Source organism: Klebsiella sp. 28 (assembly GCF_018223905.1).
In the GTDB taxonomy this organism is placed as follows: Bacteria; Pseudomonadota; Gammaproteobacteria; order Enterobacterales; family Enterobacteriaceae; genus Klebsiella; species Klebsiella pneumoniae.
On the sequence record NZ_JAGRQY010000026.1, the window covers coordinates 25,998 to 47,473 of the forward strand.

The following is a 21,476-nucleotide window of genomic DNA, read 5'->3' on the forward strand; positions in this document are numbered from 1 at the left end:
TATGAAACTTGCCAGTAAAACCGCCATTGTCACCGGCGCCGCGCGCGGTATCGGCTTTGGCATTGCCCAGGTGCTTGCGCGGGAAGGCGCGCGAGTGATTATCGCCGATCGTGATGCACACGGCGAAGCCGCCGCCGCTTCCCTGCGCGAATCGGGCGCACAGGCGCTGTTTATCAGCTGCAATATCGCTGAAAAAACGCAGGTCGAAGCCCTGTTTTCCCAGGCCGAAGAGGCGTTTGGCCCGGTAGACATTCTGGTGAATAACGCCGGAATCAACCGCGACGCCATGCTGCACAAATTAACGGAAGCGGACTGGGACACGGTTATCGACATTAACCTGAAAGGCACTTTCCTCTGTATGCAGCAGGCCGCTATCCGCATGCGCGAGCGCGGTGCGGGCCGCATTATCAATATCGCTTCCGCCAGCTGGCTTGGCAACGTCGGGCAAACCAACTATTCGGCGTCAAAAGCCGGCGTGGTGGGAATGACCAAAACCGCCTGCCGCGAACTGGCGAAAAAAGGTGTCACGGTGAATGCCATCTGCCCGGGCTTTATCGATACCGACATGACGCGCGGCGTACCGGAAAACGTCTGGCAAATCATGATCAGCAAAATCCCCGCGGGTTACGCCGGCGAGGCGAAAGACGTCGGCGAGTGCGTGGCGTTTCTGGCGTCCGATGGCGCGCGCTATATCAATGGTGAAGTGATTAACGTCGGCGGCGGCATGGTGCTGTAAGGAGAAAAACAATGACCCAGGCTAATGATATTGTGATTGTCAGCGGCGTCCGTACCGCTATTGGCACGTTTAACGGCAGTCTTAAACATACCCATCAGCATGACCTTGGGGCCGCCGTCATTCGCGAAGCGATCGCCCGCGCCGGGATTGCGCCGCAGGATATCGACGAAACGATCGTCGGCAACGTCGGGCAAATCGCCGAAAGCGGTTTTATCGCCCGCATCTGTCAGCTGCGCGCGGGGATCCCGCAGGAGAGCACCGCCTATTCCGTTAACCGCCAGTGCGGCTCCGGACTTCAGGCCCTGGCGGACGGCATGATGCAGCTGCAAAGCGGCCAGGCCGAGGTGGTCGTCGCCTGCGGCACTGAAAATATGACCCAGCTGCCCTACTACCTGCGTAAAGCGCGCGATGGCTATCGCATGGGCCACGGCGAGCTGGAAGATGGCCTGATCTCCATTCTCACCTGGCCGGAAGGCCCTTATCACAACGGCATCACCGCGGAAAACGTCGCGCAACGCTTCGGTATTACCCGCGAAGCGATGGACGATTTCGCCTGGTCGAGCCAGCAGAAGGCGCTGAAGGCGATCGCGGAGGGTCGCTTTCGCGAGCAGATCCTGGCCCTTGAGGTGCCGGACGGCAAAAAAGCGACCCGCCTGTTTGCGACCGATGAACACCCGCGCGACACCCCGCGTGAAAAGCTCGCCACGCTGCGTCCGGCGTTTAAAGCCGACGGCGTGGTGACGGCGGCCAACTCATCGGGCATTAACGACGGCGCGGCGGCGCTGGTGATGATGACCCGCCAGCAGGCGGAAAAACGCGGCTTAACCCCGCGCATGCGCATTCGCGGCTGGGCGGTCGCCGGCTGCGGAGCGGAGATTATGGGGTTTGGTCCCTCTCCCGCTACCCGACGCCTGATGGACCGTCTCAATATAGATGTGCAGTCCATTGATTTAATTGAACTCAACGAGGCCTTCGCCGCTCAGGCGCTGGCGGTGATGAACGATCTGCGTCTCGACCCGGCCCGCGTTAACGTCAACGGCGGCGCGATCGCCCTCGGCCACCCGGTAGGCGCCAGCGGTGCGATTCTGCCGGTCAAACTGATGTATGAAATGGCGCGCAGCGGCGCACGCACTGGTCTGGTCACCATGTGCATCGGCGGCGGCCAGGGGATTTCTATGCTGTTCGAGCGCGAAGGCGCTTAGCAAAAGACGGCCCGAAGTGGGGCTTCGGGCCGGGCGTCGTTCGGGTCAGCACCCGGCGACAACCTGTGAGCTGACGAACGGGATCGTCTCGATCCCGGCAAGGCTTCTGACCACGAATACGGGGAAATAATAACCATGTCCGCAATAAATGAAAAGGCGGTAAACGGGACGCAGCTGCAACGCACCCATAAAAAAATCTACCGCCATTTGATGCCGCTGCTTATCGTGGCGTACATCATCAGCTTTATTGATCGTACCAATATTGGCATGGCGAAAGCGACCATGTCGGTGGATATCGGCCTTTCCGCAACCGCATTCGGCCTCGGGGCCGGGTTGTTTTTTCTCACCTACGCAGTGCTGGAGATCCCCAGTAACCTGTTTCTCACCCGGATTGGCGCACGGCGCTGGATAGCTCGCATCATGATTACCTGGGGCATCCTCTCCTGCGGTATGGCGTTTGTCACCGGGCCTACATCCTTTTACGTGATGCGCCTTCTGCTCGGCGCCGCCGAAGCGGGACTCTATCCGGGCATTATTTACTACCTCACCCTCTGGTTTGGCCGCGAAGAGCGCGCAAAAGCCACCGGCCTGTTCCTGCTGGGGGTCTGTCTGGCCAATATTATCGGCGCGCCGCTGGGCGGATTGTTATTAAGCCTTGATGGCATGTCCGGCTGGCACGGCTGGCAGTGGATGTTCTTTATCGAAGGGCTGCCTGCGATAGCGCTGGCGTTCGTCGTCTGGCGCAGACTGCCGGATAAACCAGCCGACGCCCGCTGGCTGGACAGCGACGATGTGCAAGCCATTAACGCGGTACTGGCGAAAGAAGCCGAGGAAACGCGCCATACGCCGAGCCGTTTCTCCCTGAAAACCGCGCTGTCCACCCGAGTGTTTTTGTTGCTGGTGCTGATTTACTTTACCCACCAGTTTTCGGTTTACGGCCTGAGTTATTTCCTGCCGGGGATCATCGGTAGCTGGGGCCAGCTTACTCCGCTGCAGGTTGGTCTGCTGACCGCCATCCCGTGGATTGCCGCCGCCGCGGGTGGGATCCTGCTGCCGCGATTCGCCCGCACGGAACAGCGTTCCCGCAGCATGCTGATGGCCGGATATCTGGTCATGGCAACCGGCATGGCGATTGGCGCCATTGCCGGCCACGGTGTGGCGCTGCTTGGCTTCTCGCTGGCCGCTTTCATGTTCTTCGCTATGCAATCCATCATCTTTAACTGGCTCCCGTCCATCATGAGCGGGCATATGCTGGCGGGCAGCTTCGGCCTGCTCAACTGCCTCGGGCTGTGCGGGGGCTTTCTCGGGCCGTTTATTCTCGGCGCGTTTGAGGACCGCACCGGTGCGGCAACGTCCGGCTTATGGTTCGCTGTCGCGCTACTGATTATCGGTGCGCTGGTGTCCCTGTTTCTCAAAAGTTCCTCATCCCCAGGCTCCGTATCGGCGAAACAGGCCCACGGCGAAAAAGTGTAATCAGGAGGCCATTATGCGCATTGAAGTGTTACTGGATTTAAAAACCCGACTCGGCGAAAGCCCGGTCTGGGATGTCGAACAGCAGCGTCTTTGGTGGGTGGACAGCCTCGACGGGCGCCTGTTCGCCTGCAACGCGCAGGGCGGCGCGATCAAGAGCTGGGACGTGCGACAGAAAATTGGCTCTTTCGCCCTGCGCCAGAACGGCGAAGGCGCGGTGGTGGCGCTGCAGAATGGCGTTCATCTGCTCGACTTCGCCAGCGGCGAGCTGACGCTGTTGCACCATCCGGAAGCGGACCGACCCTTTAACCGGCTCAACGACGGCAAAGTCGATCGTCAGGGACGCTTTCTGTTCGGGTCAATGGATATGCGCGAAGAGGAACCGAGCGGCGCGCTATATCGCCTGGACGCCGATCTGTCACTGCACGTGCTGAAGAAAGACATTATCGTCTCTAACGCCCCCTGCTGGAGCCCCTCCGGCGAGACGTTCTATTTTGCCGATACCTGGACGGGCGAAATCTGCGCCTGGGACTACAACACCGCGACCGGCGATCTTTCCGGCGAACGGGTCTTTTGCCATGTCGATCGCAGCGAAGGCGGCGCGGCGGACGGCGCCACCGTGGACAGCGAAGGCTATCTGTGGAACGCGCTGGTCTACGCGGGCAAGCTGGTGCGCTATACCCCGGAGGGCAAGGTCGATCGCATCATTGAGATGCCGGTGAAAAAAGTGACCAGCGTGATGTTCGGCGGCGAAAACCTTGATGTGCTGTACGTCACCTCCATGGCGCAGCCGCCCCTGCCGCGCTTCCCGGAAGATAATCAGCTGCGCGGCAGCCTGTTCGCCATTTACGACCTGGGCGTGACCGGCGTAGCGGAACGGCGCTTCGCCGGCTAAACGAACCACCGGCTCGCCGCGATAACAATAATACCCGGCGAACTGACTCTGACCCTGACACCAGGCGGCGCGCATCATGCTGTCGCGACGCCGCGGAGTAAACACGACTATGACAACAATCAATCACACACCTGCCGGCGAACAACGTGGCAAAAAGCGGCTGATACATCGCTTCTCCTGGGTTTCGCTACTGGTTTGCTGGCTAATCTGGGTGCTTAACGCCTACGATCGCGAGATGATCCTGCGCCTTGGCCCGGTCATCTCTAAGGAGTTCTCGCTCTCGCCGGAACAGTGGGGCAATATCGTCGCCCTGATCATGGTAGCCCTTGCGGTGCTGGATATTCCCGGCTCCATCTGGAGCGATCGCTACGGGTCTGGCTGGAAACGAGCGCGCTTTCAGGTACCGCTGGTGCTGGGCTATACCGCGCTGTCTTTTATTTCCGGGATTAAAGCGATCAGCCACGGGCTGACGGCCTTTGTGCTGCTGCGCGTGGGCGTCAACCTTGGGGCCGGCTGGGGCGAACCCGTCGGCGTCAGCAACACCGCGGAGTGGTGGCCGAAAGAGAAGCGCGGTTTTGCGCTGGGGGTGCATCATACCGGCTATCCGATTGGCGCGCTGCTGAGCGGCGTGGTGGCAAGCCTGGTGCTTGCCACGTTTGGCGAAGGCAGCTGGCGCTACTGCTTCCTGCTGGCGCTGCTCGTCGCCATCCCGCTAATGATCTTCTGGGCAAAATATTCTACCGCCGACCGCATCAACACGCTTTATCAGCATATCGACAGCCAGGGGTTGACGCGCCCGGCGACGCAGGAAAGCAGCCATGTCGCCAAAGGCGAAGGGATGAAGACCTTTTTACGCACCCTGCGCAACCGCAATATTTCGCTGACGGCGGGCAATACCCTGCTGACGCAAATCGTCTATATGGGCATTAACGTTGTACTGCCCCCGTATCTTTATCACGTCTCCGGCCTGTCGCTGGCGGCGTCCGCCGGGCTGAGTATTATCTTCACGCTTACCGGTACCCTGGGTCAGGTAATCTGGCCCTGGCTGTCGGATAGCTTTGGCCGTAAACGAACCCTGATCGTCTGCGGTCTGTGGATGAGTATCGGCATTGCGCTGTTCTATTTCGCCACCAATATGCCGCGCCTTATCGCCATTCAGCTATTTTTTGGCCTGGTGGCCAATGCCGTGTGGCCTATCTACTACGCCATGGCGTCGGATTCCGCCGAAGAACGCGCCACCTCGACCGCTAACGGAATCATCACCACGGCGATGTTTATCGGCGGCGGCATTTCGCCATTGCTTATGGGCTGGCTCATTCAGTTTGGCGGCGGCTGGGAAAATCCAGCGGGTTATATCTACGCCTTCTTTACCATGGCGGGATGTGCGCTGCTGGGGATGTTATTACAGCTCATGACCACCGATAAAACGCCGCGCAAAGCGCATTAACGCAGGAGAACGTATGAAGATTGTTATCGCGCTGGATTCGTTTAAAGGTAGCTGCAGCGCGCAGGCCGCTTGCGCAGCGGTAGCTCAGGGATTGCGCCGGGTTGACCAGACGCTGGAGCTGGTCGAAATGCCCGTGTCCGACGGCGGAGAGGGACTGCTGTCGACTCTGGCGGATAGTCCGTTGCTTAAAGGGGCGGTGTGGCAACAGCAGCGCTGTACCTCGCCTTATGGGCTCTTCCTGCAGGCGGATTTCCTGATCCTGCCCGGCGAGCGGGCCATTATCGAGATGGCGCAAAGCTGTGGGCTCGAACTCACGCCGCCAGCGCAGCGGGATGTGCGTCAGGCCAGCAGCTACGGGCTGGGCGAACAGGTAAAGGCGGCGCTGGACGCCGGGTGTCGGCACTTGATTATCGGCCTGGGCGGCAGCGCGACCAACGATGGCGGCATCGGTTTTGCCCAGGCGCTCGGCGCACGATTCTGGCGTAAGGACGGCACCCTGCTGCCGGCTCCCGCGGCAGGTCAGGACCTGGCGCATATTCAGCGCATCGATTTGAGCGGCCTGGACCCGCGTCTACAGCAAAGCGAAATACAGGCCTCCTGCGATGTCACTAACCCTCTGCTTGGCGAGCATGGCGCCACCTGGGTGTATGGGGCGCAGAAAGGCGCGGACGAGGCAGCGCTCAGCGAGCTGGAGGCGGGAATGGCGCATTATAGCCAGCTGCTTACGCAAACCCTCGGATTCGACGTCAGCGAGCGGCCCGGCGCCGGGGCCGCGGGCGGTATGGGGGCTGCGCTTATCGCCTATACCGGCGCCACGCTGCGTCCGGGCATTGACCTGGTGCTGGAGCTGCTTAACGCCGACGACCATCTTCGCGATGCCGCGCTGACGATCGTGGGTGAAGGCTGGCTCGATCGGCAGAGCGCCTTTGGTAAGGCCCCGGTGGGCGTGGCAGGCAAAGCCGCACGCCATGGCGTGCCGGTTGTGGCCCTTTGCGGCGGGCGTGATGAGAGCAGCCGGCAATTATATCAACACCATATTGACGCAATGTGGTCTATTTGCCAGCGCCCTATGGCGCTGGCAGAGTCGATGAACACATGCGAACCGCTCCTCGCCGACGCCGCGGAGAATGTTCTACGAACCTTTCTGAGCGGGTGGCGCGGAGAGGCACATAAGCGGATAACTGTATGATTATTACAACAGCGCTGGCTAATGAAATTGTCGCCCGGGCAATGGCGATAATTCATCATAACGTGAATGTGATTGACCATCATGGACAGATCATTGCCTCAGGTGAACGGCATCGTATCGGCGAACAGCATGAAGTCGCCCGGGAGGTAATACGCACCGGGAAACGCATTTGTATTAACAACGCCGCGGAAGCCGCGCGTTTTCACAACGTGCATCCTGGTATTAATCATCCCATTATCTATGACGATCGCGTGGTGATGGTGGTAGGCATCAGCGGCGATCCCGCGGCGATAAGCCGCTATGCTGAACTGGCGGTGCTCACCGCCGAACTGCTGGTCCGCCAGGCCATAGAGATGCGGGAAACCAACTGGCGGCAACGTCTGCGTGACACCTTGTTTTGTCAGTATCTGGAACAAGGGGCTACGCCCGCCGGGCAAGAAGCGCTTCATCGCCTGCTGGAACTTGGTTTCGATTTTGATACACCGCGGGTTCCGATCGTAGTGACCGTGCAGGTCGAACAGCATCAGTTAAGCGACATACTGAGTACGCTGTTGCGGGAATTCTCGCAGCTCTCCGGCGTAAGTGACGTTATTTTGCTGGGCAGCCATGAAATATTGATCCTCAACGCGCTAAGCGAAGCCCAGGAAACCCTGCTGCGGGGCATTGAGTTTGTACTGAGTAATCAGATAAGCCATTACCATATCGGGATTGGCGTGCAGGCGGACAGCGCCCCGGACATTCGCGAGGCCATTCGGTTCGCCCGCTCGGTGATCGAAGTGGGTAGCAAAGTGCAGCCGCAGCGGCAGATCTACTACTTTCGCGAAATGGCAATGCTCTGCCTGTTCAGGGTGCTGGAAGACAGCTATATGGTCAATTTTTTTATCAATAACGTACGCCAGCTGCTTGAGCATGATTCCGGCGAAGTGCTGCTGGATACCCTGAGCAGCTTTATTGCCAATAATGCCGAACCGGGCAAAACGTCGCTGCTGTTGGGGATTCATCGTAATACGCTCACCTATCGGCTGCAGCAAATTAAAAAACATATACAGCTCGATCCGATGGTCTTCACCGACCTGACGCAGCTGGCGGTGTCGGTACACTGTTATCGCCGGCTGAATCCGCGCCAGAGCGAATGGATTGATAGCTTAAGCTAACGTACGGTAGATTCGAATTGATGCCCCATCCGCCAGGATAAGTGGCCACCATGGCCACTTCTTTCCTGGCGTGGGTAGGAAACTACGCTTTTGACGACGGCGACAGCCACTGATATACCGCAGACAAATCCTCTCCGGCATATCCCGCGTCCACCGCCTGCTGCCACAGTTCGGCGATGTTTTCCAGCCCCGGCATGGTGTGCGGCTCGGCCAGGGAAAGCGCCAGCCGGGCATCTTTCAGGGCATGCGCCAGCTGCATCTGCGGGGTAAACTGCTCGCTGGCGATGGCGTCTAGTTTCACTTTGACATAGGGCGCCGCCAGCGGGCCGCCTTCCAGGGCGCTCCACAGCTGGTCGGGGGTGAAGCCCAGCGTCTTCGCCAGCTGGGCGCTCTCCGCGATGCCCTGCATCATCGAAATCAGCCAGGCATTGAGGACCAGCTTCATTTTCTGGCTGTTGCCCGCCTCGCCAAACCACTGCGTCCCGCGGGAGATAGCCGCAAACACCGGTTCGGCAGCGGCGCCCTTTTCCCTATCCCCGCTGGCGAGCACCAGGATCTGTGCCTTCTCCGCGGGGGCTTTGGTCCCCGACACCGGGGCATCGATATAGGTCATCGCTGGCTGAAGTTCCCGCAACAACGCGATGGCCTGCCGGGTCTCCGGCAGGCCAATGGTGCCCATCTGGCAATAGATCGCCTGCGGCTGACAGGCGGGCGCGATTTGCGCCAGTACCTCGAGGGTGGCCTCGCCGTCGGCGAGCATACTGATGATCACCTCGGCATCGGCCACCGCCTGCTGCGGCGTGGCGTGCAGAGATAACCCATGCGCCTGTAAATCTTCGCCGCGGGCTGGCGAACGGTTCCAGCCGGCAACGGTAAAGCCGTTTTTCAGCAGGTTACTGGCAAAAGCGTGTCCCATGGCGCCGAGTCCCAGCACCGCGACCTTTGGTAATGTACTCATCTTGTCTGTCCTGATTCGCGTCTTAATAAAAGCGGACCTCTACTATCGCATCTCTGGCACGGATGTCAGTAGCAATAACGGGCATGAAAAGTGACACTGTCACTGATATTCTCAAGGCTGACAAAGCCATTCCAGTAAGCGGCGCATCGCTGGCGACAGGCTGGCGTCATCCTGGTAGCACAGGCACAAACGGCGCTGCGCCCAGCGGTCCTGTAACCCGATGACGGCAAACGAATAGCGCTGCCGGTAACGCTCGGCAATAACGCGCGGCAGGATCGCCCCGCCGGCGCCGTGCGCCACCATCTCGCAAAGCCCTGCAAAATGGCTCATCCTGATCCGAACGTTTAGCGCCTGGCCGAGTTCAGCTGCGTGCTGTTCGATATGCTGCTGTAGCGCACTGGTCTGATAGAGGGCGACCAACGGCTCGTTGAGCACCGCCGCAAACGCCACTTCCTCTTTTTCGGCCAGAGGGTGAGCTGGCGGCACGATCAGCACCAGCGGGTCGTCAGCGACGGGATCGAGGCGCAGCGGCCCGGGGTCGACCGCATCGGACACCACTCCGGCCTGCGCCACGCCCGCCAGGATACAGCTGACGATATCCGCACTGGTGCGTTCTTCGGTTTCGATCTGCACCGCCGGGTGCGCTGCCATCCAGGCGGCGAGCTTCCCCGGCAGAAAGGCCGACATCGCCGAGGTGTTGGCGAACAGGCGCAGCGTCCCCCGCTGACCGCAGGCGAAGGCGTGCATCGCCTGGCGCAGACGCTGCTGCTGCGCAAGAAGCGGGCGGGCATGGCGCGCCAGTACCTCCCCGGCCTCTGTCATCGTCACCCCGCGGGCATGACGGTGCAACAGCGGCACGCCGATCTCGGCCTCCATCTTGCGCAGCCTCTCACTGGCGGACGCCAGGGCCAGATGGGCATTCGCCGCTCCGCCGGTGATACTACCGGTATCCACGATGGCGATAAATAGCCGCAGATCGGCCAGATCCAGTCGCATCAGGCCCTCCTTTCCCTTCGGTTTTTCCGTAGTCTATGGCCAACATACCGCATTGTGGCCCTCACGACCAGCTGTTTCAATGCCCCTTTCTACCCTGAAAAGTGAGCCATAATGTTCGATTTACACACGATCTCTTTCCTGTTGATCTTTATTGCCGCCGGGCTGGTCAAAGGGGTGACCGGCATGGGATTGCCCACCGTGGCGATGGGCCTGCTTGGCCTGCTGATGCCGCCGCAGGCCGCAGCGGCGCTGCTGGTCCTTCCCTCGCTGCTCACCAATCTCTGGCAGTTACTGGCAGGCCCGGCGCTGGCGCAGATTGTACGCCGTCTCTGGCTTATGATGACCGGGATTATTATTGGCACGTTGGCCGGATCCTCACTGCTGATCGGCCTCAATCCTCGGTGGTCGGCGCTGGGGCTTGGCGCCGCATTGATAGTCTATGCCGGGTATGCGCTCTGCAGTCCGGTGTTTCAGGTTTCCGGCCGCGTGGAGAAGTGGCTGTCGCCGCTCATGGGCGGGCTGACCGGCGTTATCACCGGGGCGACCGGGGTATTTGTTATTCCGGCCGTTCCCTGGCTACAAGCGCTGGGCTTTCGTCGCGACGAGCTGGTGCAGGCCCTGGGGTTGTCGTTCACCCTTTCCACTCTGGCGTTGGCGGCTGGCCTCGCCCTGCACGATGGCTGGCATGATGATGCATGGCTATTGTCGGCGCTGGCGCTGTTGCCGGCGCTGCTCGGCATGTGGCTGGGACAGCGGATCCGCTCGCGTCTCAGCCCGCAGCGCTTTCGTCAGGGCTTTTTGTTGTTCCTGCTGGCGCTGGGGATAGAGCTGATCGCCCGGGGATGGCTGGTCTGAATCCTCTAGCGGCGGGTAATGTGCTTCACATTGTACTTACTGGTGTTCTGGTAGATCTCTGAGAAATCGACGATCGCCCGGTTCTGGGCGTAGCTGATCGACTGCACCCGCAGCAGGAGGCTGTTTGGCGCCACCTGCAGCAGCTCCGCCTGCTCACGGGTCGCCAGCACCGGGGTATAGCTGCGGTGGCTCTCGATAATGGTGATATGGCACTCTTTTTTGAAATAGTTGAACTTAGACTGCTCGAGGTTACCCACGCTGAGCCAGGGGAAGGTGGCGAATGGGATATAGCTGTTTTCCACCAGGATTGGGACCTCATCGATCAGCCGCAGCCGTCTGACGTAATACACTTTCTCCCCCGGCTGGATCTTTAACTGCTGGGCAATGGCTGGCGGGGCATCAAGCAGCGTAAATTCAATAACTTTGTTACGGTAGTTGGTGACGCCCACCACCTGCATCTGGTAGTTAAAGCCCTCCAGTTCCCCGCCATGATAGTTACTTTTACGCACAATGCAGGTTCCGCTGCCGTGCCGCCGCGCGATCAGCTTTTCTTCCTCCAGTAGCGCCAGCGCTTTGCGCAGCGTCATCACCGAGACCTTCAGCTCCGCGGCGAGCGCTTTTTCGCTGGGCAGCATATCGCCGACGGCATAGTCGTCGCTGTTGATGCGGGTCCGCAGTTCAGTGGCAATCTTTTTATAAATCACTTTTAGATGTCTCGATGGAGTGGCGCCAGTCAACGGTAACCATGAATAACCTCATGTAATTAAATGATTATTTTTATCTCGCAGCGAAAAAATCAACAACGACACATCTATAAATCACGTCATATTTATATATCTGTCCAGCAACAATATATATGACTTTCGTCACAGATGGCCCTTTTCCTGCTCGGGATCCCGGTGGTCTGCTCCTAGTCTGATAAGCCTATTCATCAGGTGATGACAGCGGTCTGCAAAGACGAGAGGACAACCATGATTGGAGTGAAAAAGCTTCAGGACTTTTCCAAGGCAATGATCGGGCCGGTGCTGTATCTGCCAGCTATCGGCCTGTTGATCGCCCTGTTCAGCATGACGACCAACCGGCTGTGGGTGGATGAAAGCAGCGGGCTCTACCTGGTGGGGAAATTTGTCTCCAGTATGCTCTGGGCGCTGATGAACCATCTTGGGTTTCTGTTCTGCCTTGGGCTGGCCAGCGGTCTGGCGAAAACCCGCAAGGCCGAAGCGGCCTTCGTGGCGGCCATGACCTGGCTGATGTACCTGGCGGCGAATAATAGCTGGCTAACCCTCACCCATCGCCTGGCGACCGGAGCCACCAACGCGCAACTGTACGGCAGCGGACAAACCTTTATCTTCGGTTTTCAGGTTATCGATATGGGCGTATTCCTTGGGATTATCCTTGGCTGCGCTGTCGCCTTTGTCCATAATCGCGTGGTTGGGATTGAGTTTCGCGGCGCGCTGTCGATCTACGGCAACAGTAAGCTGGTGCTGATCGTGATGCTGCCGCTGGTTGGCATGTTCGCCATCGCCACCGTCTATCTCTGGCCGGTAGTGGAGCTGGGCATCTCGGCGCTGACCGGCTTTATGAAATCCTTTGGCGCCATCGGGGTCTTCCTGTACGGCTTTCTCAACCGGTTCCTGATCCCCACCGGGCTGCATCATCTGATCTGGTCGCCGTTCGTTTTTACCTCTATCGGCGGTCAGCTGCTGATCGATGGTCAGACCGTCATTGGCGCTAAGCCTATTTTCCTGGCCGAAATCGCCCGCCACCCCGTTGACGCGCTCAGTGATTCCGCCCGTTTCCTCACCTATGGGATGGTGAAGATTTTTGGCACCGCCGGCATGGCGCTCGCCTTCTACCGTACGGCGAAACCGGAGAATAAGCAGCGGTTGAAAGTCACGCTGATCCCCTTGATTGTTACCTCCGTCCTGGTGGGGATCACCGAACCTTTTGAGTTTCTCTTTATCTTCACCGCCCCATTGCTGTGGCTTATCTACTCCCTGCTGGACGGTTTTTTCCAGATGCTGGCCTGGCTGCTTCACGTCAGGGTCTGCGCCACTAACGGTCTCATCGATTTCGTCGTCTATAACCTCCCGGCGGGAGTCAGCGCGACGCGCTGGCCGGTGTTTGTCGCCCTCGGTCTGCTGGAAACCGCGACCATGTACCTGGTCGGCACCTTCTGTATTACCCGTCTGCGGCTGCTCACCCCGGGCCGAGAAACCGCAGCCGAAGATGAGCATTCGCAACAGGCTAATAGCGAGCATCCGGATAAAGGCGCGCTGGTGATTGCCGGGCTGGGAGGGAAAGAGAATGTCTGTGCGGTGGGCAACTGTTTTACCCGTCTGCGGGTTGATGTGCGGGACCCCGCCCTTATCCAGCAGACGCTGTTGAAAGAGAGCGGCGGGAGCAGCGTGCTGATTAAAGGAAACCATGTCCAGGTTATCTATGGCCTGGGAGTTAACAAAATTCGAACGGCGGTCAACGCCAGTCTGGGTGTTATTGAATAACGAGGTGGTAAATGAAAGATAATTTTGTGGTCACCATTGCCGGCGGCGGCAGTACTTATACCCCTGGGATTGTGATGATGTTACTGGAAAATATGTCGCGCTTTCCCCTGCGGGAGATCCGTCTGTATGACAACCATCACCAGCGTCAGAAGACTATCGGCGACGCCTGCGCCATCCTGGTGGCTGAACGCTTTCCACAGGTTAAGTTCAGCTATACCACCGATCCGCAGGCGGCCTTTACCGACGTCGATTTCGTGATGGCGCATATTCGCGTTGGCCTGTATGAGATGCGGGAAAAGGATGAAAAGATCCCGCTGAAATATGGCGTGCCGGGCCAGGAGACCTGTGGCCCGGGTGGGATTGCCTACGGTATGCGCTCGATTGCCGGGGTGCTGGAGCTGGTCGATTATATGCAGCAGTACGCTCCAGGGGCCTGGATGCTCAACTACTCCAACCCGGCGGCTATTGTCGCGGAAGCGACCCGTCGCCTGCGGCCCGACGCGCGCATCATCAACATCTGCGATATGCCGGTGGCTATCGAGGGTCTGTTCGCCGACATCCTCGGCCTGCCGTCGCGCAAAGCGCTGAACGTTCGTTACTATGGCCTGAACCACTTCGGCTGGTGGACCAGCATCACCGATAAAGCCGGTAACGATTTGATGCCGGCGCTGAAGCGTCACGTGGCGGAGCAGGGATACAGCAGCCCAAAAGAAGACTTTCAGCATAAGGCGCCGAGTTGGATCGAGACCTTTAAAAAGGTGAAGGATGTGTTTGCCCTCGATCCGACAACGCTGCCTAACACCTATCTGAAATACTATCTCTACCCGGACTATGAAGTGGCGCATTCCGACCCGGAGTTTACGCGGGCCAACGAGGTGATGGCCGGACGCGAAAAAGAGGTCTTTGATATGGCCCGGGAGATCACCCGTCGCGGCACGGCGGAAGGCGCGCATTTCCATGCCGGGGCCCATGCCACCTTTATCGTCGACCTCGCCTGCGCCATCGCCTTTAACACCCAGGAGCGGATGCTGTTGATCGTCGAGAACAACGGAGCCATCGCCAACTTCGATGAGACGGCGATGGTGGAAGTCCCCTGCCTGGTGGGCGTTAATGGTCCGGAACCGCTGGCGATGGGGAAAATCCCGTCATTCCAGAAAGGGTTGATGGAGCAGCAGGTAGCAGTTGAGAAACTGGTGGTTGACGCCTGGATTGAGGGCAGTTACCAGAAACTGTGGCAGGCCATCGCCCTGTCGAAAACGGTGCCCAGCGCTTCGGTGGCGAAAGCCATCCTCGATGAACTGATCGTCGCCAACGAAGGCTACTGGCCCGCACTGCACTGATCTTTTTCGTGATGGGTAAGATGCAGAGAATCCCCCTTCTCTGCATTTTTACCCGGTGTTTCCCCCGGTGATGCATTCATCCTTAACCTCCGCCCCCGTGGGCAAAGCGAACCGCTCATTTCCCCTTCAGACCGGAGGTAAAAGGCCTCTATCTTCATTTTGCCCCGATCGTGACAATGAAATATAAATTCTATTCTTAAATATTATGGCGTAAAAATGTGATCTGCGTAGTATTCTTCGATTTACATTAACCCACTGAAAACAACATTGTTATTACCTCACTGTAAATTTAACCTGCTTTTCATGGGGATATACTCCCTTTAGCCTTTGTGATTGGCTTCATGCATTTACCATTCTGCAACACTGAATTGAAATTAAATTTTCACAATGTGATCTTGTTGCATGTTCATTCCATTTCTTTGTGCCATATTCTTACCACGGTAAATCGCCGGAGCGACAGCAACGTGCCACACCAGAGCGCTGTTCATCGGCAAATGTCGTCGCGACTGACGCACTAAAGACCGCTAACCCGCAAAGGAGAACGGATATCGACTACATCCATGTCAACACCAAGCCGTAAACCTCTTTGACCGCCATTGCTTAGCGTACCCTGCCTTGTGCTGAGCAATTACACAAAGAAGAAAATCATTTAATTCAGTTAGATACGACAACACAGGCGTGATAAATCCTGACTGGGGAGATGTATTTTTATCTTGTGTCGTTCAACAAAATAAAGGGACTACCATGTCATTTATAACAAACCTGAACCAGCAACAGAGAAAACGACTTCATCAGATCACCTTAGTGGCCACCTTCGGCGGCCTGCTTTTCGGTTACGACACCGGCGTTATCAACGGCGCCTTTTCCTCACTGAAGCAGTACATGGCGCTGACCCCAACCACCGAAGGGCTGGTAATGAGCGTTCTGCTGGTCGGCGCCGCGCTGGGCAGCGTGTTTGGCGGCAAATTTGCCGATTACTTCGGCCGGCGTAAATATTTACTCTTTCTCTCCTTTGTTTTTCTCATCGGCGCGTTGCTTTCCGCCGCGGCCCCCGATATCACTACCCTGCTGATTGCCCGCGCCCTGCTGGGCTATGCCGTCGGCGGCGCTTCGGTCACCGCCCCCACTTTTATTTCAGAAGTGGCGCCTACCGAGATGCGCGGCAAGCTGACCGGCCTGAATGAAGTCGCCATCGTCATTGGCCAGCTGGCGGCGTTTGCCATCAACGCGATCATTGGCATCATCTGGGGCCATCTGCCGGACGTCTGGCGCTATATGCTGCTGGTACAAGCGATTCCGGCCATCTGCCTGTTCGTTGGCATGTGGCGCGCGCCGGAAAGCCCGCGCTGGCTGATCAGCAAAAATCGTCATGATGAAGCGCTGCATATCCTCAAACAAATCCGCCCGGCGGAACGCGCGCAGAAGGAGTACGATGACATCTCTACCCTGATCAAAATTGAAGCTGGTAATAAGTACAGCGCCCAGAGCACCTTTGCGACGATTGTCAAAACACCCTGGATCCTCAAAATTTTGCTGGTCGGCATTACCTGGGCCGCACTGCAGCAAACCACCGGCGTTAACGTCATTATGTATTACGGTACGGAAATCCTGAGTGCCGCCGGTTTCTCAGAGCGTACTTCGCTGATCTGCAACGTGCTGAACGGTGTTTTCTCCGTGGGCGGTATGCTGATCGGGGTACTGTTCCTTGTCGACCGCTTCAAACGTAAGACAATCATCATCTACGGTTTCGCCATTATGGCAACCCTGCATCTGATTATCGCCGCTGTCGATTACACCCTGGTGGGTGACCTGAAAGCTACCGCCATCTGGCTGCTGGGCGCGCTGTTCGTCGGCGTGATGCAGGGCTCCATGGGCTTTATTACCTGGGTGGTATTAGCCGAACTGTTCCCGCTGAAATTCCGCGGACTGTCGATGGGGATCTCGGTATTTTTCATGTGGATCATGAACGCGGTGGTCAGCTATCTGTTCCCGCTGCTGCAGGCAAAACTGGGCCTTGGGCCGGTCTTCTTTATCTTCGCCGCCATTAACTATTTAGCCATTCTTTTCGTGGTCTTTGCCCTGCCCGAGACCTCCAATAAATCGCTTGAGCAGTTAGAAGCAGAGCTGTCAGCAAACCATGAAGATAAAAAATCCACTCGTCTCACCAGGGAGGTTGGTTATGATCGATAACATCACGCTGGATAATCTGCATATTGGCTGCAAAGCCAGTAATAAAGCGGAAGTCATCGCCATGATCGGCGCGGAGTTTAAAGCCAAAGGCTATGTCAATCAGGAATGTGTCCACTTTCTGCTGGAGCGTGAACATCAGGTCTCGACCTTTTTAGGCAATGGCATCACCCTGCCGCATTTGCCGAAATCCGCGACGGATATCATCCTTAAAACCGGGATTGAGATCTATCAGTTTCCTGATGGCGTAATCTGGGATCGGAGCAATGTAATGTTTATTGCCATCGGCGTGATCGCGAAAGAGAAAGAGCATATTGACGTACTCAAGGAAATTGCCTCGATATTTAGCGATGAGCTGATCGCTAATGCACTGTCATTAATCTCTGACAAACATGATTTCCTGAAAATTCTGCAGCATAACGCCTTGCCCCATTAAGTATGACACCGACCGGAGCTCTGGCCCCGGTCGGATTTTCACCCCTCGCCCAGCAAACATGGCGAATAATCTGATTCTCCCCGTTATAACCTCAATGGCAATAATAACCAGAGAAACCAACGTATTGCTACTTGCTTGAAGTACGCGCATTAGCGCAGGCATTTCATAACTAAAATCCCATTAAAACAATGAGTTAAATATTCTTCAGAGCTACTGACCCTCAGGTTTATTGCTCGCGCTGTTAGCACCGTACGCCAGTGATTCCTGCGGTATTCCATTAGTTTTGATTTATATCAATACCTGTTCGATCGTTAAAATGCATTTTACAGCGCGATTATTTTAGCAGGGTGAATACGACATTGGTTTTACGATTGGGATATTTATTTAGCCGACCCGCAAGTCTGTGGGGATGGCTGATGTGTAATGCGTTTAACGGTATTGCGATTGTCCTCTGCTTTCGTGGCATAAGCATCGTCACCGGTTTCAGCGAGGCGATCTGGCAGGTCATCATCACGCTGGCTATTATCATATCAACCTGGTACAGCGCTAACTATTTTGCTGCGCTGGAAGCTCGACGCGATAAACGACGCTATCTGCTGCTGGCCTGGGTGGTCATGACCATTCTGTTGAATTTTATTCACCTTGGCGGTGGTTAAACTGTTGAGTCACCTTCACGATCGTTCCTGAATTTTCTTTTATGACCGCCTACAGGGGGCCTTCTCTTCGTCATCTCCGTTTATCCCGTCACCCGCTCCCCCAGCATACAGTTTGTGGCAACGCCAGAAAAAGAAATGAGAACCATTATCATAAAAGCTGTGCTAACGTGTCAGCCCAACAATAACGCCAGAAGCAACAAAACAGGGGGACAGACGAGGTGAAGTTGAGTTCAGGGAGCATCACAACAGGTCGTACGAGCGGGCTGCTGACGCTGGCGATTGGCGCACTCTTCTACAGCAGCGGCAGTATTGCCCGGCCGGATCTTCAGCCGCTGGGGCCGAACATTGCGGATAAAGGGTCGGCTTTTTACCACTTTACGCAACGCCAGTATGACTCTGCCGATGGCGAACGTCACTACCGGGTATGGACCGCAGTGCCGGACAAAACCCCGCCCGCCGCCGGCTATCCGGTACTGTATATGTTGGATGGCAACGCGGTGATGGATAAACTCGACGACGCGTTTCTGCAGCAGCTCTTCGCCGGCTCCCCGCCGGTGATCGTCGCTATCGGCTACCAGACCGCGCTGCCCTTTGATACCGCAGCCCGTGCCTGGGATTACACCCCACCGCTAAAGACGCATGAGCCTCGCGCCGGGAAACCCGCGCTACCGCCGCGTAAAACCGGGGGCAATGATGTTTTTCGCCAACTGCTGACCGAAACGATGGTTCCCCAGACGGAAGCTAACCTGAAAATAGATCCCCACCAGCGCGCTATCTGGGGCCACTCCTACGGCGGATTGTTTGTGCTCGACGCGTGGAGGAAGGCTTCGCCGTTCGGGATCTACTATTCCGCCAGCCCGTCGCTAGGTCAGGCCCTGCAATCGCCTTTGCAGGCAAGCCAAAGTCTTGATGCCGTCCGCTTTCGCGGGAAATCGCTGTACCTACTCGAGGGTGACGGTAAAGCCCGTGGAGAACCGTCCGGGCACGAGGCCTCGCTTGAGGTGTTGCGTCAAACCCAACAGCAGCTTGCCAGTAAAGGGTTGACCGTAGCCTTCTGGCGCTACCCCGGCCTGACGCACGGTCAGATGTTCGAGGTCTCGCTGCGCTCGGCGCTGCTGCATCTTTCCGGGCAGGCAGCGCTTGCGCATCAGTAACGCCCTTACGCCCACCAGCGGAGGGTGGGCGCATCAGCGCCGGTCGGGCAGGTGTTTGATATCGACCGGCTCGCCGAACAGAAATCCCTGCATCTCGTCACATCCCTCCTCTTCGAGGATCTGCAGTTGTCCAGCCGTTTCTACCCCCTCGGCGATAAGCGGCGTATTGATCGAATTGCCCAGCGAAATAATGGCTCGCACGAATGAGCGTACCTGAGGGTTGCTCTCCACATCTGTCATAAAGCTGCGGTCGAGTTTGATGACGTCGAAATGAAAATCGCGCAGCATGCTCAGGGAGGAGTAACCGGTGCCAAAGTCATCCAGCGCAATACTGATCCCCATTTTTTGCAGATGATGCAGAACGCTGAACGCCAGCTGTTTATTGATCACAAACGCCGTTTCGGTGACCTCAAACTCCAGCAGACTGACCGGGTAGGCGGTACGCATCAGGATCTCGCGGACTTTTTCGATAAAGCTACGATGACGCAACTGCACCGGAGAGATATTGACCGAAACTTTTCTGTTCAAACCATTTTCCAGCGATTCGTTACACACCTGCTCGAGCACCCAGTAACCTAAGGGCACGATGGCGCCGCTCTCTTCGGCGATGGGAATAAACACGTCCGGCGGGATCGTCCCCAGCTGCGGATGCTGCCAGCGCAGCAGCGCCTCGTAACCGGTGATGCTACGATCTTTGATGTTGCGGATAGCCTGATAGTGGAGCGAAAACTCCCCGGCGTGAATACCGCGCCGGATATCGGCGGCCATCATATTGCGCTGCCGCGTCTTGTCATCCATTTCACGTTCATACCAGCAAATCTTATGGTCGAGGCTGCTTTTTGCCCGATACATAGCCAGATCGGAATTGCTCAGTATCGTATTAATATCCGTGCCGTCTTCCGGGTAGACTGAGATGCCAATGCTGGCGGAGAGAACCACTTCCGTCGCGGCAAACGTCTGCTTACCGCTGAAGCAGTGCCACAGGCGCGCAGCAAAGGCATCCACTTCCCCCTCATCGGAAAAAGGTTTAACGGCCACAAACTCATCGCCGCCGAAGCGGGCGACCATCTCCTCCTTCTGCAGCGTTTTGAGCACGGCGCCCGCCACGCGCTGCAGCAGCTGGTCACCAATCAGATGGCCCTGCAGATCGTTAATCTCTTTAAATTTGTCTAAATCGATCGTGAAAATGGCAAAGCGGCGGGCATCATTTCCAGTGATCAGCTTCTCCACCCGTTCAAAAAACTCCACCCGATTGGGTAAACCGGTTAACGCATCGTAGCGCGCCATCCAGGCGATGCGGTCGTTAATCGCCTTCTGTTCACTAATGTCGCGGGTAATTTTGGCAAAACCCAGCAGGGTGTTCTGCTCATCGCGGATGGTATCGATCATGACATGCGCCCAGAATCGGGACCCGTCTTTGCGATACCGCCAGCCTTCCCCTTCAAACTGCCCGCTACGCAGGGCGATTTCCAGGTTTTTTGCGGGTACACCGGAGAGTTGCTCAGCTTCGCTATAGAAGAGACCGAAGTGGCGACCGATGATCTCGTCGCTCAGGTACCCTTTTGCCCGGCGGGCGCCCTCATTCCAGCTAATGACCGTGCCGTCGGCGCTCAGCATATAGATGGCATAATCTTTAACGCTTTCAATAAAGTGGCGATAGGCAATATCCGTCAGGTGATCGTTACTCATGGTACAGCGCTCTCTGTGGCTCGGTCGTGGCAAAACGCATTAGATATAGCAGAATTACGCCTATTAAGAATACAAGGATATGGCCTTTTGTTGGCCTCTTTCTGACCCGGATACGGCAGTAGGCGCGGCGGACGCTCTCGTTAAGCGTAGTGGACCAGGCCGTCCGAAGGAGTGATATTCCCCGCGATTTTTGCACTTAGGTCGCCCACTAATAGTTACTTTTATTGATTAAAAAGTTTGATTGAAAGAATAAATAAAAGGAGTAATGTTAATAATACTTTCTATGGAGGTTAAATATGTTGCGTGATTATTTAAAAGTGGAAAAAGAAGACCAGCTTGTTGAACAACAGAGTCGGCATGACAATAGCCAGCATTATTCTTCGGTGACCGAATGGGTTATTTTAAGTAAAGATGGCCAGCGCAAAGGCCGGGTATCCCTGTTCGACCGCTTCACCACCCGCCGCTCCTGGAGCGACAGTTTCCGCATTACGCAGTTCGATAATGCGGGTAAGGTGGTGGTGGATAAACTCACTGACGCGCTGTAAATCCTTCGGATTCCCGGCCTGACGGGAGAATATTAATACGCAAAATTAACACCTGCATAAAAT

19 protein-coding genes are annotated in these 21,476 nt (G+C 56.9%); 15 read left to right on the forward strand and 4 right to left on the reverse strand.

Annotated features, from left to right (window positions below; translation table 11 throughout):
* Position 1 precedes the first annotated feature (1 nt).
* The 7 genes from fabG to KHQ28_RS05125 all read left to right on the forward strand — a co-directional run bounded on the left by fabG (position 2) and on the right by KHQ28_RS05125 (position 8,093).
* Positions 2 to 736 (forward strand): 3-oxoacyl-ACP reductase FabG, encoded by a 735-nt coding sequence (gene fabG, locus KHQ28_RS05095; protein ID WP_004190119.1) that lies wholly within the window; start codon positions 2 to 4, stop codon positions 734 to 736.
* A gap of 11 nt (positions 737 to 747) precedes the next feature.
* The gene (locus tag KHQ28_RS05100; RefSeq protein ID WP_004179834.1) at positions 748 to 1,938 is read left to right on the forward strand and encodes a thiolase family protein; all 1,191 of its coding nucleotides are present in this window, start codon (positions 748 to 750) and stop codon (positions 1,936 to 1,938) included.
* Positions 1,939 to 2,073: 135 nt separating this feature from the next.
* Entirely contained in the window at positions 2,074 to 3,411 is a 1,338-nt protein-coding gene (locus KHQ28_RS05105) for an MFS transporter (RefSeq protein ID WP_004199866.1), read from the forward strand.
* Between the two features lie 13 nt (positions 3,412 to 3,424).
* Positions 3,425 to 4,303, forward strand: a complete 879-nt coding sequence (locus KHQ28_RS05110; RefSeq protein WP_009308862.1) for an SMP-30/gluconolactonase/LRE family protein — start codon at positions 3,425 to 3,427, stop codon at positions 4,301 to 4,303.
* Positions 4,304 to 4,379: 76 nt separating this feature from the next.
* Positions 4,380 to 5,750 carry an MFS transporter gene (locus KHQ28_RS05115; RefSeq protein ID WP_004176181.1) on the forward strand — a complete coding sequence of 457 codons (1,371 nt, stop codon included), beginning with the start codon at positions 4,380 to 4,382 and terminating at the stop codon, positions 5,748 to 5,750.
* 13 nt (positions 5,751 to 5,763) lie between these two features.
* The gene (locus KHQ28_RS05120; RefSeq protein ID WP_032418968.1) at positions 5,764 to 6,939 is read left to right on the forward strand and encodes a glycerate kinase; all 1,176 of its coding nucleotides are present in this window, start codon (positions 5,764 to 5,766) and stop codon (positions 6,937 to 6,939) included.
* Positions 6,936 to 8,093, forward strand: coding sequence for a sugar diacid recognition domain-containing protein (locus KHQ28_RS05125; protein WP_002904834.1), 1,158 nt, complete (start codon positions 6,936 to 6,938; stop codon positions 8,091 to 8,093). Before KHQ28_RS05120 ends, KHQ28_RS05125 begins: the two co-directional genes overlap by 4 nt.
* A gap of 82 nt (positions 8,094 to 8,175) precedes the next feature.
* Here the strand turns inward: KHQ28_RS05125 and KHQ28_RS05130 are convergent, their stop codons facing one another.
* Together KHQ28_RS05130 and KHQ28_RS05135 are read right to left on the reverse strand one after the other, a co-directional pair.
* Entirely contained in the window at positions 8,176 to 9,051 is an 876-nt protein-coding gene (locus KHQ28_RS05130) for an NAD(P)-dependent oxidoreductase (protein ID WP_032418969.1), read from the reverse strand.
* Between the two features lie 111 nt (positions 9,052 to 9,162).
* A complete protein-coding gene (locus KHQ28_RS05135) occupies positions 9,163 to 10,047 on the reverse strand; it encodes a LysR family transcriptional regulator (protein WP_032418970.1) in 885 nt (294 codons plus the stop codon).
* A gap of 111 nt (positions 10,048 to 10,158) precedes the next feature.
* Here KHQ28_RS05135 and KHQ28_RS05140 point away from each other — a divergent pair, with 111 nt between their 5' ends.
* Positions 10,159 to 10,902, forward strand: coding sequence for a sulfite exporter TauE/SafE family protein (locus tag KHQ28_RS05140; RefSeq protein ID WP_032418971.1), 744 nt, complete (start codon positions 10,159 to 10,161; stop codon positions 10,900 to 10,902).
* A 5-nt stretch (positions 10,903 to 10,907) separates the two neighbouring features.
* Here KHQ28_RS05140 and KHQ28_RS05145 read toward each other — a convergent pair whose 3' ends face one another.
* Positions 10,908 to 11,606: a GntR family transcriptional regulator gene (locus KHQ28_RS05145; protein ID WP_002904825.1), complete on the reverse strand. Its 699-nt coding sequence runs from the start codon at positions 11,604 to 11,606 to the stop codon at positions 10,908 to 10,910.
* Between the two features lie 267 nt (positions 11,607 to 11,873).
* Here KHQ28_RS05145 and KHQ28_RS05150 point away from each other — a divergent pair, with 267 nt between their 5' ends.
* The 6 genes from KHQ28_RS05150 to iroE all read left to right on the forward strand — a co-directional run bounded on the left by KHQ28_RS05150 (position 11,874) and on the right by iroE (position 19,179).
* Complete coding sequence (locus tag KHQ28_RS05150) at positions 11,874 to 13,406, forward strand: PTS transporter subunit EIIC (RefSeq protein ID WP_032418972.1); 1,533 nt, start codon at positions 11,874 to 11,876, stop codon at positions 13,404 to 13,406.
* An 11-nt stretch (positions 13,407 to 13,417) separates the two neighbouring features.
* Positions 13,418 to 14,746 carry a 6-phospho-alpha-glucosidase gene (locus tag KHQ28_RS05155; RefSeq protein WP_004151635.1) on the forward strand — a complete coding sequence of 443 codons (1,329 nt, stop codon included), beginning with the start codon at positions 13,418 to 13,420 and terminating at the stop codon, positions 14,744 to 14,746.
* A 744-nt stretch (positions 14,747 to 15,490) separates the two neighbouring features.
* Complete coding sequence (locus KHQ28_RS05160; protein ID WP_004143440.1) at positions 15,491 to 16,936, forward strand: sugar porter family MFS transporter; 1,446 nt, start codon at positions 15,491 to 15,493, stop codon at positions 16,934 to 16,936.
* A complete protein-coding gene (locus tag KHQ28_RS05165) occupies positions 16,926 to 17,369 on the forward strand; it encodes a PTS sugar transporter subunit IIA (protein WP_002904819.1) in 444 nt (147 codons plus the stop codon). The genes KHQ28_RS05160 and KHQ28_RS05165 overlap by 11 nt, the downstream gene beginning before the upstream one ends.
* 416 nt (positions 17,370 to 17,785) lie before the next feature.
* Positions 17,786 to 18,025 (forward strand): hypothetical protein, encoded by a 240-nt coding sequence (locus tag KHQ28_RS05170; RefSeq protein ID WP_004179827.1) that lies wholly within the window; start codon positions 17,786 to 17,788, stop codon positions 18,023 to 18,025.
* A gap of 218 nt (positions 18,026 to 18,243) precedes the next feature.
* On the forward strand, positions 18,244 to 19,179 hold the full coding sequence (gene iroE, locus KHQ28_RS05175) for a siderophore esterase IroE (RefSeq protein WP_004224761.1): 936 nt from the start codon (positions 18,244 to 18,246) through the stop codon (positions 19,177 to 19,179).
* Between the two features lie 33 nt (positions 19,180 to 19,212).
* Here iroE and KHQ28_RS05180 read toward each other — a convergent pair whose 3' ends face one another.
* The gene (locus tag KHQ28_RS05180; protein WP_032418975.1) at positions 19,213 to 20,868 is read right to left on the reverse strand and encodes a bifunctional diguanylate cyclase/phosphodiesterase; all 1,656 of its coding nucleotides are present in this window, start codon (positions 20,866 to 20,868) and stop codon (positions 19,213 to 19,215) included.
* Positions 20,869 to 21,164: 296 nt separating this feature from the next.
* On the opposite strand from KHQ28_RS05180, the gene KHQ28_RS05185 reads away from it, so the two are divergent.
* Positions 21,165 to 21,413: a hypothetical protein gene (locus KHQ28_RS05185; protein WP_002904810.1), complete on the forward strand. Its 249-nt coding sequence runs from the start codon at positions 21,165 to 21,167 to the stop codon at positions 21,411 to 21,413.
* Positions 21,414 to 21,476: the final 63 nt, after the last annotated feature.